Below are 11,144 nucleotides of genomic sequence, written 5' to 3' on the forward strand. Positions count from 1 at the left end.
CCGGCCAATGTACCCGCAGCGTGCCCATAGCTCGCGTTCAAGGCCGCGTTGTCGAGGCCGGCCCATACGGCGGACGGTACGGCAACCAATATCCCGACCTGAACGACGTGTCCAAAGCCTATATCGAAAAATACGGTGTGCCCTATGGCAGTTGGTAATGCGGGGTACAGCCGCAGGCGTAACCCGAGAATGAAATGGCCCACCCTGCCCGCAGGCTGGCACCTACCCACAACCGGCGATGGCGATCCGACGGGGGCGCAAGGCCCCCGCCTCGGCCTCAGGCAAACACCAACTCCACGCCTAGCCCGCGCAGCGCATCCCAGTAGCCGGGGTAGGTCTTGCCCACGCAGGCCGGGTCCTGGATGCGGATGCCGCTGACCTTCAGGCCCGCCAGGGCGAAGCACATGGCCATGCGGTGGTCGGAGTGGGTGTCGATCAGCGCGTCAGTCGCGGTACCCGCCAGCGCAGGGTCGGCGGCCACCAACAGGTCATCGCCTTCTACCGTGGCCAGCCCTGGCCGAATGGCGTTCAGGCCATCGAACAATGCCTGCACCCGGTCGCATTCTTTCACGCGCAGGTTGGCGAGTTGGGTGAAACGCACCGGGGTCGTGTTGAACGCGGCCAGCACCGCGAGGGTGGGCACTGCGTCCTGCATCTGCGAGCCGTCGATCACCGCGTGCATATGCGGGAAGCGCGCAATATGCGCCTGCGCCTGAGCGTCCGGCTGGGTGAACGCCTCGTTGGCCACGCCCAGGTCGATACGGCCAGCGGTGAGAGCTTCGGCGGCCCACAGGTAAGTGGCCGCAGAGGCATCGGGCTCGATCAGGTAGTCGTTGGCCTGGTAGACGGTGGCGGCCACGCGCCAGGTGCTGTCGTCCACGGTCTGCACCTGCGCGCCGAAGGCCTGCATGCAAGCCAGGGTGAGGTCCACATAACCCCGCGCGCCGATGTCCTTGCCGGTGAGGGCCACTTCAATGGGGGCTTCACCCAACGCGGCGAGCATCAGCAGCGCCGATACATACTGGCTGGACAGCCCGCCGTCGATTTCCAGCCGGGTCACTTGCAGCTTGCCGTTGCCACGCACGGTCACGGGTGGGCAGCCGGTCGGGCTGCTGGCGTCCACGCCGGCGGCGCGCAGGGCCTCGAGCAAGGGGCCGATGGGGCGCTTTTGCATGTAGGCGTCGCCGTCCAGCACCACTTCACCTTGAACGGTGGCTACCGCGGCGGTGAGAAAGCGCACCGCCGTGCCCGCGTTCCCCAAAAACAGTGGCCCCGCGGGCGGCTGCAATACGCCACTGCTGGTGACCACGAACGTGGTGGCGTCGGGCTCTTCGATGGTTACGCCCATTTGCCGCAGGGCCTCGGACATGTGCCGGGTGTCGTCGCTTTTAAGCGCGCCGGTCAGGCGGCTGGTGCCCTTGGCCAGCGCCGCCAGTAACAGGGCGCGGTTGGTGATGGACTTGGACCCCGGTGGCGCCACCCGCCCCTGCAAAGGTGTGCCAGGCGGGACGACGGTGACGGTGGGCAGGCTCATGCGCTTCTCCAGGGGCAAACGGGGAAAAGCGCCGATGATGCCATAAAGCGGCAATCACCGGCAGGGCCGCCATGGCGGTTCAGCGGCCCGAGGTGGCTGCCTGTGCGCCCGGGCGCCCCGCCCACAGCCGTGGGCCGAACACGTTGATCAGCAGGCCCACCATTACCAGCCCGCCGCCCACCCATTGCAGGGCACCCAGGCGTTCACCCAGCAAGAGGGCCGATGAGCTGAGCCCGATCACCGGCACCAGCAACGAAAACGGCGCCACCTTGCCGGCGGGGTAACGGGACAGCAAAGTGCTCCACAAGCCGTAGCCAAGCATGGTGGCGATGAAGGCCAGGTACGCCAGGCTGAGGATCGAGCTGAGCTGAATGTGCACAAGCGAATCGACGATCCGCTGCTGGCCGTCAAGCCACCACGACAAGCCCAGGAACGGCAGCGGCGGAATCAGCGCGCCCCATACCACCAGCCCGACCAGGTTCACGTTGCCGAACCGGCGGGTGATGATGTTGCCCATGGCCCACGAGGCCGCGGCACAGAGGGTAAGCAACACCGCCAGCAACGGTGTGGGGTGCGCCCCTTCGAAGCCGATCAGCGCCAGGCCGCCGGCCGCCACCAACAGCCCCAGCACGCTAGCAGGGCGCAGGCGCTCGCGCAGGAACAATGCGGCAAAGAACAGGGTGAAGAACGCCTGGCTCTGCAATACCAATGAAGCCAGCCCCGGCGGCATGCCGTTGGCCATCGCCTCGAACAGGAACGCGAACTGCCCCAACGAAATGGTTACCCCATAGGCCAGCAGCCAGCGCCATGGCAGCTTGGGCCGCTTGATGAACAGTGCGGCGGGGAACGCAACCAGGGCGAAGCGCAGCGCACCGAGCAACATCGGTGGCAAGCCATCGAGCCCGACCTTGATCACAACGAAATTCAAGCCCCAGGCGATGATCACGACCAGCGCCAACAACAGATCCTTGGGTGACATGCTTACTCCTGCGCGTGCCGGCGACACTGGTCGACGGGAAGAAACCTTTACCTTTGCCGGACGGTCGACCAAGGCAAGCGGGAGGACTCTGAAAGTCCATGCAGCGCACGATGTTACGTGCAACGCCTTCACACCGCCAACCTACGCCTGGTTTATGTTTCGGGAGCCCTCGAATGACCGCTACCCCTTCCCTGGTGGACCCGCCTGCCACCATTGCTGCCAAACGCCCTGCCGGTGTATGCGTGATCACCCTGGTACACGGCCGCCGCGCCCACCTGGACAACCTCCTGCGGGGCCTGGAGCACTCAACCCTGCTCCCGCTGGGGGTGTGGGTGATCCACATGAACGAGCCCGCTGCGGGCTTGCACAGTGATCGCTTCCCTGTTCACGAGATCGTGGTGGAGGGCACCGGAGGCCTGCCGCTGGCACGGGCGCGCAACGCCGTGCTGGGGCTGGCGGCGCCCGGCCCATGGGTATTTATCGACGTGGACTGCATTCCCTCCGAACACATGCTTGAGTATTACCACGCCGCCCTTACCGCTTACCCGCACGACCTGCACCTGGGCGCCGTGCGTTACCTGCCCGAAGGCGCCAACGCGCCAGGCTGGACCGAAGCCAGCTTGCAGGCGCAGAGCGTTGCCCACCCCTTGAGCGTGTACCGGGGTGAGCCAGGGGATGAGTTGGAGCACTCGCTGTTCTGGTCGCTCAATTTCGCCTGTACCCGTGAAGTGTTCGAACGTGTTGGCGGGTTCGATGAAGGCTATACCGGCTATGGCGCCGAGGACACCGATTTTGCCTTCCGCGCCCAGGATCGCAAGGTGCCCTTGCGGGTGGCCGAAGCCTTGGCTTTCCACCAGTACCACCCTACCTACAGCCCTCCGCTGAACCACTTCGAGGACATCATCAGCAATGCCCTGCGGTTTCATCAGCGCTGGAAGGTTTGGCCCATGGAGGGCTGGCTGCGCAGCTTCGCCGAGCGCGGTTTCGTGAACTGGGAAGGCGACACGCTGGAGGTGCTACGCACGCCCCGTCATGACGAAGTGGAGGCGTGCTTCAATACCGCCCGCCAGGGCTTTTGAACAAGGCGTAGGCCTGCTCCTGGATGATCGCCGCCGCTCGCGCAGTGGCGGCGATATCGGCCCACAGGCGCCAGCGGCTGCCATCGAGCGCGAACGCAGCCTGCAACACGGCGGGCCACTGGGGTGCGGCCGGCCACCGGTCCAGGCCCACGGCCACGCCAAGCACTTGCAGCTGGCGCGCCTGATGCAGTTGTTCGTCGAAAGGGCGTTCTTCGGCAACCGCGACGAAGCGGCAGCCTAGCGAGGCGGCCTCGGACACCAGGCTGTCGCTTGCGCTGCCCATCACCACGCCGGCGCGGCGCATTTCCTCCACAGGGTTGGCCAGATGGCCTAGCGGGACCAGGTTTGGCGGGCAGTCCGCCAGCAGCGCTGCGTCCACGCCGGCCACCCGCAGCTGCACCTGCGGGCAAGCAGTGGCGGCTGCGTTCAGCAGTGCCGGGGTAAGCCCGCTGCCCCCTCGGCCGCAGATCACCAGTACCCGACCGGGTTCCGGCACGGCGCCGGGCTGCTCGGCAAACCGCGACAGCCAACCGCTGTAGTGGGTTTTGGCGCGCAACGGGCCAGGCACGTCGGGCGCTTCCATCTCCTCCGGGTAAGGTGCCAGCAGGGCGCTGGCGCTCTGATACGCCAAGGCATGGGCGGGGTCGTTACGCCGACCGTGCTGGCGGACATAAACAGTAGGCACCGAGCACAGCCGTGCCAGCAAGGCCACCTCTATGGACACATCGACCACCAGCAAACAGGGCCAATGGTCGCGGAACCAATTGGCCATCGTCGCCATGCGAACCCGCAGGCCTTCGACTCCCAGCGGCGCATAGTGCAGCGCATCAAGGGTGCCCTCCTCTACGCCTTCAGCGGTGTCCAGCGGCAACTGCAGGCGGTCGATATGAGGTGCCAACGGCCCTTCAGGCAAGCGGCTGCCCATCAGGGTCACCGGATATCCCAACTGCTCGGCGATGGTCAACGCACGCACCCCATGGCCCGCGCCGTGATGGTGCACGTAGTAGCCAATATGAATGTCACGCATGCGCAGCCGCCACCTCCCGAAGCAGGCGCTCGTAACGCCCTAGCATAAGGTCGTAACCCCAGTTGCGTTCCGCGTGGGCCCGGCAGGCGTCGCGGGATTTGCCCGCCGCTTCGCGCAGGGCAGCTGCCAGCGCGGCAGTATCGTTGGCCGGCACCACTACGCCGGTGTCCTCGGTAACAAGGTCTGCGATCGCGCCACGGTCAAAGCCGGCCACGGGCGTACCACAAGCCATGGCCTCGGCTACCACCAGGCCAAAGGGCTCATCCCAGCAAGGGGTGACCAGCGCTACCTTGGCCTTGGCCAGCGCACGTGCGAGTTGGTCCCGCGGCAAGTGGCCCAGGTGATGCACGCGTGGCCCAAGCAAGGGTTCGATGTGGCTCCGGAAGTAATCGTCATCCGCCATGTTGCCAGCCAGGTGAATCTCCATGCCGGCCTGCCGGGCGGCCTCGATGGCCAGATGGGCACCTTTTTCCGGCACCAGTCGGCCGAACCACAGGGCATGGTCCCCCGGTGGCTCGGCGGCGGGCGCCCAGGCGTCAAGGTCGATGCCGTTGGGGATTACCGCACACTCGGGGATCAGGTGGCGCCAGCTCCGGGCGTTGGCCGCCGACACCGTGCAGAAGTGCCCGGCGGCGCGTCCATTGGCGTAGGCGTTGATCAGTTCGAAGAACGGCGGCGTGTGCAGCACCGTGAGCATAGGCGTGCGCAACAGCCCAGCCATGGTGGCGGGCACGTAATGCAGTGCGTTGTTGAAGATCACGTCGAAGCCCAGGCTGTCGATCCGTTGCATCAGCCCCATATAGGCGTGGTGCTCGGCCATGTAGCCCTCGCTGAGGCTGATGGGCTGGCAGCGATGCTCGATGATGGGGTCCACTTGCAGCACTTCGGCGCTGGCGTCGCGGGCAAACAGCGTCACATGATGGCCGCGCGCGCGCAGGCCCAGCACGATGTCGTGGGTGAACGCTTCCAGGCCGCCGGCGAAGGGCTGGCGGATCGGAAACTGGATATGGGCAATCACCCCGATGCGCAGGGGGCGACCGGGAGCGGCAGTGTCAGCAGGTGTGGAAAACGAAGGCATGGGGGTGTCCATTGGTGGCGTGCGCCGGCGCGGGTTGCAACCCACTGCGCGCCGGCGATTGCCTGCAAGGCCGTATCAGGCGGCCTTGCGGGTCAGGTCCTTCTTGAGCTGCTGGCGCAGCTGCTCCATCTGCTGGCCAAGGCTCTCCAGCTGGTCGCCCAGCAGTTCCTGGGCCTTGGGGAACATCTCCTCTTCCTCTTCCTCGATGTGATGCTCGAGCATCTCCTTGCACACTTTCACCCGGCCGGTGAATTCAGGGGTGCCCGGGTCAGTGGCCTTAAGGTCCGGCAACACCAGCGAATCCACCGCGCGGTGCTCCTCCTTGGCTTCGTAATACATCACGTCTTGTTCCTTGGTACCGGCCTTTTTGAACGCCGGGTAAAGGATGTCTTCTTCGATATGGGTGTGCAGGGTCAGCTCCATTTCAAGCTTGCCAAGCAGCTCGGCGCGCTTCTTGACGCCACGCTCGGTGGTCTTGCTCAGTTCTTCCAGCAAGCCCTTGATGCGCTCATGGTCCTGTTCCAGCAGTTCGATAGCGTTCATGGTGGTGTCCTCGGGCTAAAGTCGACGGTTCGTTATAGGTGCCTCAGGGGCTCAGGCCAGCACGCCGTCAGTCGTGGTTGGCGCTGGAATCACAACGTCCGGCGTACCGGGGGTAAGAATGATCTTGCGGCAGTCCTCTTCTTTCTTGTCGAAGATCTTGTAGCCTTCAGCCGCCTGTTCCAGGGACATGCGATGGGTAATGATCGCTTCGGGCGAAAGCTTGCCCTGTTCGATATAGCCGAGCAGTTCCGGCAGGTAACGCTGCACGTGGGTTTGCCCCATGCGGAAGGTCAGGCCCTTGTCGAAGGCGTCGCCAAACAGGAAGCCATGGATAAAGCCGGCGTAAACGCCTGGCACACTGACCACGCCGCCGCGACGTACGGCCGCGATGCACTGCCGCAGGGCCTTGCCGCTGCTGCCCTCAAGCTTGAGGTTGGCCAGGATGGTTTCGGTGGTGCTGCCCTTGGCCTCGAAACCCACTGCGTCGATCACGCCGTCCACCCCGCGTTTGCCAGCGGTCTGGTTGATGATGATGTCGGCGGGGTCGTCGTCTTTGTCGAAGTTGATCGGGATCACGCCGTAAGTCTGCTGGGCATAGGCCAGGCGATACTCGTGATGGTCGACCATGAAGATCTGCTCGGCGCCCAGCATCCGCGCACAGGCAGCGCTCAATAGCCCTACTGGGCCGGCGCCATAGATCGCCACGCTAGAACCTTGGCCGATGCCTGCGTTGGTCACTGCCTGCCAGGCGGTGGGCAAGATGTCGCTGAGGAACAGGACTTTTTCGTCCGCCAAGGTACCCGGCACTTTGAAGGGGCCTACGTTGGCCTTGGGTACACGCACGTACTCGGCCTGCCCACCCGGGATGCCGCCGTACAGGTGGCTAAAGCCGAACAGCGCCGCTCCCGGTGGAATGGATTTCTTGTTCAGGATCGCGCCGCGGCCGGTGTTGGTGGTTTCGCAGGCCGCGAACAGGTCGTGCTGGCAGAAGAAACAGCCACCACAAGCGATCACGAAGGGGATCACCACGCGGTCGCCTTTCTGCACCGCGGTCACGCCGGAGCCGGTCTCCGCCACAATCCCCATGAACTCATGGCCGAAGATATCGCCGTGCTCGGTTTGTGGAATTTTGCCCCGGTACAGGTGCAGGTCCGAGCCGCAGATGGCGGTGGCGGTTACCTGCAGAATGATGTCATCAGGCTCCTGGATAACCGGGTCCGGTACAGTATCGACTTTGACGCTATGGGCGCCGTGATAGGTCAGTGCACGCATTATGGAAGTCTCCTGATCGTCCCTAATGCTGAGCGAGGCGGTGGAACAATGGTTCCGAAATACAGCCTGGCGGCGGATGAGCGGCAGCGCTTGATAGCGTTCGAACCAAGCACCCCGGGCGCACTCAAACGTCTCGCTGGCTTCGCGAGTTGCGAGGCCGAACGTACAGTATCAACTGGAGGCTTTTTTGATGAATACCGAGGACGATCGCCAACAACCGGATGCGCCCGTCACCGATTCCGAAGGCAAACCCGTGAACGTGGTAGAGCGGGACATCGAAGAGCCTGATTCGCCCGCGCAGGATTTCGACGAAGCCATCACGCCTACCTCGATCAAGCGTAAGGAACAGGACGCGGAAACACTGGAGCGTCGCAATCAGGACGTGGAACGCCAACTGGATAACTGACCCGCTCCCTGACCGACACCGCACCTTGAGCGCAGCGAGGACGCTGCGCTCGTAACACGCCCGATACACGGCTTTGACAGCACTGTGGCGGGGTTCTATACCCAAGGCTCCGTTTCCACCGCAGGCAGGGTAGCCTCATGGACATTCGCAGCCCTGGTCAGCCTCTGCAGTCGACCGTTTTACGCCGTACCTCCCCTTCTTTCGTATTCGCACCTCAACACCTCGCCGTAGCAGTGGTTTTGGCGATGGGCTGCCTGAGCAGTGAATACGCCAGCGCCGGTGGCAGTTGCACAACGACCAGCAGCGTGATCAGCGGGCCGACCAGCACAGCCTGCATACTGGACGACAATGGCCGCGTGCGGGTGACCGAAACGGGCAGCATCGAAGTTGACATCGGCGCGAGCATCAGGGGTGCGGGCGCGTTTGCCCGGCAGATCGACAACGCTGGCTCGCTACGAGGCGATTCCGGTATCGCCCTTGACGGAGGCAGCCTGAGCGGGCGGCTGTATAACGCCAGCACGGGGGTGATCCAAGGCGCCTCCGGGATTGTAATTACCAATATCCAGATAGCGGGCAGCCTGACCAATGCCGGCGCCATTGTCGCCAATGGCGGCTCGGGCATCCTCGCCGACAACGTGGGCGTGGCCGGCAACATCCTGAACAGCGGCCGCATTCAAGTAAATGACGGCGACCATGGGCTGGCGGTGCTCAACAGCTCGGTGACCGGCAGCATCAGTAACAGCGGCGAGATCATCGGCGGCGGCGATACGCTGCTGGTGCAAAATTCGTTCGTCGATGGCTCGATCCGCAACAGCGGCACCATCGACAGCACCAGCCACCCGTTATTGATCACGGGCGGCCTTGTCGGCGGCGATGTGATCAACAGCGGCACCCTCGACGGCGCCACCCACCTTGAAGACGGGCAAATCAACGGGCGCTTCGTCAACTCCGGCACGATGTCCAGCGGCATCACCGCCCTGACCATCACCGGGATGACCATCCAGGGCGGCATCGTCAACACCGGCCATATCAACTCCGGCTCGGGTGTGTCGATCTACAACAGCCGCTTGGGCAGTTTCAGCAACAGCGGCACGCTGTACGTGAGCAGCGGCGACCTGGGCCTGGTGAATAACGTGATCACCGGCAGCGTGGTCAATACCGGCCGGATCAGCTCGGGTACGGACGGCTTCGGAGCCCTGTCGATTTATGGCGGCGCGGTGGGCACGGACGTGAACAACGCGGGCACCCTGGACGGTGGCTTTCTTGGCGTAGCATTGCGAACCGACCGCGACGCGCTGATTTTCGGCGATGTGCTCAACAGCGGCCGGATGACCGGAGCGAACGCCGTGCTGCTGAACATGACCAGGATCGGCGGCAGCTTTATCAATACCGGCAAGATCACCGGCAACGTGCGCACCATCGAGCACCGGGGCAGCGGCGTGATCATGACCCGCAGCAGCATCGACGACGACTTCATCAACAAGGGCCGCATCGAAGGGCTCACCCGCGCGGTGCTGCTCGACGGTGTGACGCTCAAGGGGAGCCTGAGCAACAGCGGCACGCTGAACGCTGCCCAGGGCGCGCTTGAATTGATCAACACCAAGGTGGGTGGCGCCTTTATCAATACCGGAGCGATCAGCACCAACCTCAATGCCGACAAGGACCCGGATGACTACGACGCCACCAGCCGCGGGGTAAAGATCGGCGGCTCGACGATCACCGGCCAAGTCGTCAACAAGGGCACGGTACGGGGCAACGCCATCGGGCTGGAAGTCTTGGACAGCACATTATCCGCAGGGCTGGTGAACAACGGCTTGTTCAAGGGCGCGGACTATTCGTTGTACATCAGCGACGACAGCACAGTGAAGGCGCTGTACATCGGCGGTGCAAACACGGCGCGCTTTGCCGGTGCCGTATACGCGCCGAATACCACCGCCTACGTTTACAGCAACGCCACCTACACCCTTTTACCTGGCGACCGCTGGACGGTGGACAGCCTGACCAACCGCGGTACCCTGGTGCTGGGCGCGCCGGCCAAGCGCGGCACGGTCGCCACTGTGACCGGTGATTACGTCCAGTCCAGCGGCGCGATACTGCGCACCGAAGTCACCGATGCCACCCATTACGGCCAGTTGGTGGTGAGCGGCACCGCCACCCTGCCCAGCCAGGCACGCATCGACGTGGACGTGGCCAAGGCCAACCAGCCGTTCACCGTCAGCCGTTTGCAGGACGTGATCAAGGCCGGCACGCTTAAATCCAACGGCACTTTTGCGGTGACCAGCAACTCGGCGCTGTTCAACTTCGGCGCGGTGAAGGACGCCAACACCGTGGACCTGACCCTGGCCGCCAAAACCTCCAGCGGTGTCGGGGTGGCGGCAACTGAAGCCGGTTTGACCGGTGCCGGCGCCGCCCGGGTGCTGGACCAGCAGCTCGCTTTGGGCAGTGCCAGCGCACTCACCCCCTACTTCGTGAGCGCCACCAGCAACGCCGAGGTGGCCAGCCGGCTGGCGCAAACCTTGCCGCAAACCAACGCCTCCTTGCGTGCCAGCCAGGCGGCGCTGTCGGCCATCGGCCTGGCGGTGCAGGAACGCATGGGCATCGCCAACGGCCTGCTCTCGGCGGACGGTTTGAACAACGCACCCGGCCTGTGGAGCAAGCCCTTCAGCTACGCCAGCGGGCGTACCGGTGGCAGCAGCGGTTCGGTGATCGGCATGGACACCCGGCTCTCTTCCACTTCCCGCGCAGGCTTCGCGTTTGCCTACGCCAACGCCGAAACCGCCAACGTGCAAGGCGCGGCCCAGAGCAGCCAGCTGGATTTGTGGCAGTTCCTCGGCTACCGCAGCTATGCACTGGACCGCACCACCGAGCTGATGCTCTACGCCGGTGCCGGCAACAACAGCGTGCAAGGTGAACGCACCCTGGCCCTCAGCGGCGTGAGCGGCACGGCCAAGGGCGACTACGACAGCGTGATCGCCACTGTCGGCGCCAGCCTCGGGCGCACCTTGCAGCTGAGCGACACTACCCAGCTGCTGCCCGCGCTGCGCCTGGACTTCAACCACATCCGCGACGAAGCCTACCGCGAGCATGGGTCCAGCGGCCTGGCGCCGCTGCTGCTCAACGTGGAAGAGCGCCACAGCAACCAGCTGATCGCCGGCCTTGACGGCACCCTGGCCCACGCCTTCACCCCACGCACCGCGCTGAAGCTGAACCTGGGTGTGGGCTACGA

General features: G+C 64.5%; 9 protein-coding genes. 3 read left to right on the plus strand and 6 right to left on the minus strand.

Annotated elements, in window-relative coordinates:
* Positions 1 to 277 precede the first annotated feature (277 nt).
* The gene (gene aroA, locus G7016_RS24565) at positions 278 to 1,534 is read right to left on the minus strand and encodes a 3-phosphoshikimate 1-carboxyvinyltransferase (RefSeq protein ID WP_181118375.1); all 1,257 of its coding nucleotides are present in this window, start codon (positions 1,532 to 1,534) and stop codon (positions 278 to 280) included.
* 79 nt (positions 1,535 to 1,613) lie between these two features.
* Positions 1,614 to 2,513, minus strand: coding sequence for an EamA family transporter (locus G7016_RS24570; protein ID WP_181118376.1), 900 nt, complete (start codon positions 2,511 to 2,513; stop codon positions 1,614 to 1,616).
* 173 nt (positions 2,514 to 2,686) lie between these two features.
* On the opposite strand from G7016_RS24570, the gene G7016_RS24575 reads away from it, so the two are divergent.
* Complete coding sequence (locus G7016_RS24575; protein ID WP_181118377.1) at positions 2,687 to 3,592, plus strand: glycosyltransferase family 2 protein; 906 nt, start codon at positions 2,687 to 2,689, stop codon at positions 3,590 to 3,592.
* On the opposite strand, the gene G7016_RS24580 is transcribed toward G7016_RS24575, so the two are convergent.
* From G7016_RS24580 to G7016_RS24595, 4 genes are all read right to left on the minus strand, one after another.
* A complete protein-coding gene (locus G7016_RS24580; RefSeq protein WP_181118378.1) occupies positions 3,567 to 4,619 on the minus strand; it encodes a hypothetical protein in 1,053 nt (350 codons plus the stop codon). The genes G7016_RS24575 and G7016_RS24580 overlap by 26 nt on opposite strands.
* A complete protein-coding gene (locus G7016_RS24585) occupies positions 4,612 to 5,697 on the minus strand; it encodes a glycosyltransferase (protein ID WP_258195352.1) in 1,086 nt (361 codons plus the stop codon). Before G7016_RS24585 ends, G7016_RS24580 begins: the two co-directional genes overlap by 8 nt.
* 75 nt (positions 5,698 to 5,772) lie before the next feature.
* Positions 5,773 to 6,240: a hemerythrin domain-containing protein gene (locus tag G7016_RS24590; RefSeq protein WP_181118379.1), complete on the minus strand. Its 468-nt coding sequence runs from the start codon at positions 6,238 to 6,240 to the stop codon at positions 5,773 to 5,775.
* 51 nt (positions 6,241 to 6,291) lie between these two features.
* Entirely contained in the window at positions 6,292 to 7,512 is a 1,221-nt protein-coding gene (locus G7016_RS24595) for a zinc-dependent alcohol dehydrogenase (RefSeq protein ID WP_181118380.1), read from the minus strand.
* 190 nt (positions 7,513 to 7,702) lie between these two features.
* Between G7016_RS24595 and G7016_RS24600 the strand changes: the two genes are divergently transcribed.
* Both G7016_RS24600 and G7016_RS24605 read left to right on the plus strand, forming a co-directional pair.
* On the plus strand, positions 7,703 to 7,918 hold the full coding sequence (locus G7016_RS24600; protein ID WP_181118381.1) for a hypothetical protein: 216 nt from the start codon (positions 7,703 to 7,705) through the stop codon (positions 7,916 to 7,918).
* A 137-nt stretch (positions 7,919 to 8,055) separates the two neighbouring features.
* Positions 8,056 to 11,144, plus strand: a 3,089-nt coding sequence (locus tag G7016_RS24605) for an autotransporter family protein (protein WP_181118382.1), incomplete at its 3' end; no start/stop codon positions are given.

Source organism: Pseudomonas japonica, from assembly GCF_013522925.1.
In the GTDB taxonomy this organism is placed as follows: Bacteria; Pseudomonadota; Gammaproteobacteria; order Pseudomonadales; family Pseudomonadaceae; genus Aquipseudomonas; species Aquipseudomonas japonica_A.

What these genes read in the sequence shown, in the direction of transcription:
- aroA (WP_181118375.1), bottom strand. Translation starts at nt 1,534, where the DNA reads ATGAGCCTGCCCACCGTCACCGTCGTCCCGCCTGGCACACCTTTGCAG.
- G7016_RS24570 (WP_181118376.1), bottom strand. Translation starts at nt 2,513, where the DNA reads ATGTCACCCAAGGATCTGTTGTTGGCGCTGGTCGTGATCATCGCCTGG.
- G7016_RS24575 (WP_181118377.1), top strand. Translation starts at nt 2,687, where the DNA reads ATGACCGCTACCCCTTCCCTGGTGGACCCGCCTGCCACCATTGCTGCC.
- G7016_RS24580 (WP_181118378.1), bottom strand. Translation starts at nt 4,619, where the DNA reads ATGCGTGACATTCATATTGGCTACTACGTGCACCATCACGGCGCGGGC.
- G7016_RS24585 (WP_258195352.1), bottom strand. Translation starts at nt 5,697, where the DNA reads ATGCCTTCGTTTTCCACACCTGCTGACACTGCCGCTCCCGGTCGCCCC.
- G7016_RS24590 (WP_181118379.1), bottom strand. Translation starts at nt 6,240, where the DNA reads ATGAACGCTATCGAACTGCTGGAACAGGACCATGAGCGCATCAAGGGC.
- G7016_RS24595 (WP_181118380.1), bottom strand. Translation starts at nt 7,512, where the DNA reads ATGCGTGCACTGACCTATCACGGCGCCCATAGCGTCAAAGTCGATACT.
- G7016_RS24600 (WP_181118381.1), top strand. Translation starts at nt 7,703, where the DNA reads ATGAATACCGAGGACGATCGCCAACAACCGGATGCGCCCGTCACCGAT.